Genomic DNA, 1,174 nt, shown 5'->3' with positions numbered 1-1,174 from the left:
TTCCTCGATAAATACGGCAAATTTAAAGACGGCCTTAATAACCGCAGTGTCAGGCGGATCAATTTAAAAGATTTCCGCAATCTGAAATTCGACGCAACATTGCCGAAGCAAATACAGGCGATTATCAATAACCGAATCCAGCTGAATAAGGAAATCGAAATGTCTTACGATGGCATGCTGATTATGCGGGTATACGACGAAGGGCTGACAAAGGAGCTTCTATACGATGACAATATGTTAACGAAGGTTAAGCACTGGCAGGTGCCGGTCGGAGTCACGTATAAAGAGTTCGTCGTCCATGACTTCGAGAAATTGCAGATGTTAGTTGTGGCTGGAATGACGCGGTACGGAAAAACAGTCTTTCTAAAGAACGCGATAACGACGCTAATTAATAATGAGCCCGACAACGTGAAATTTACGCTAATCGATTTAAAGGGAGGTTTAGCGTTCAGTCGCTTCATGGCGTGCAAACAAGTTCAGACAGTGGCAAAGAACGGAGAGGAGACCCTCGAAGCATTGGAGGCCATTCATGAGGACTTAATTAAGCGCCAGGAACACTTTTTAGCTAACGGATGGGAGGACATCGGTGAAGCGGGCTGGGAGGAGCGTCACTTTATTGTAGTGGACGAAGGTGCAGAAATCGCAGGATTCGAAGAAAAGGCGGATCGTGACAGAGCGACACACTTACTCGGAGAGATTGCTCGCATAGGTGCAGGACTTGGGTATCGATTAATATTTGCGACTCAGTATCCGACGGCCGACGTCTTTCCGCGTCAGGTTAAGGCAAACAAAGCGCAGCCTTATGCTTCAAGTTAAAGAACAGCACGCAAAGTATCGTCGTACTGGATCGTGGTGGGGCGGAGTTATTGCCGACTGGATTGCCTGGTCGTGCCATCTATCAAACGGACTGCGACCGCATTGTTCAAACGCCATTTATTCCGAATCAATTTATTGATATCAAAATAAAGCCTCATATAAACATCAGGCCAAGGAGTGAGGACGCCAGTGTATCACACGGAACTAAAGCGGAAGAAAAGGGAGGAAGCTATACTACTAAGTTTGAAGAAACTTGACTATCTGACTCGCGGACAAATTCAACGTATTCACAATTTAAAAAGCGATCGGAATGCGCAGAGAGTACTGAAGCAGATGGAGGAATATTTAAGCGTGATGC

General features: G+C 45.8%; 2 protein-coding genes. Both read left to right on the top strand.

Annotation, left to right across the window (positions count from 1 at the left end):
• Positions 1–183: 183 nt before the first annotated feature.
• Entirely contained in the window at positions 184–816 is a 633-nt protein-coding gene (locus COJ96_RS25100; protein ID WP_180230255.1) for an FtsK/SpoIIIE domain-containing protein, read from the top strand.
• Between the two features lie 50 nt (positions 817–866).
• Complete coding sequence (locus tag COJ96_RS25095; RefSeq protein ID WP_098576515.1) at positions 867–1,073, top strand: hypothetical protein; 207 nt, start codon at positions 867–869, stop codon at positions 1,071–1,073.
• The last annotated feature ends 101 nt before the right edge of the window (positions 1,074–1,174 follow it).

Origin of the sequence: Bacillus sp. AFS073361, from assembly GCF_002567005.1 — a bacterium.
GTDB lineage: Bacteria > Bacillota > Bacilli > Bacillales > Cytobacillaceae > Neobacillus.
This window is presented reverse-complemented; position numbering and strand designations above follow the sequence as displayed.

Coding starts and splice junctions, on each gene's coding strand:
- COJ96_RS25100 (WP_180230255.1), top strand. CDS start 184: ATGCGGGTATACGACGAAGGGCTGACAAAGGAGCTTCTATACGATGAC.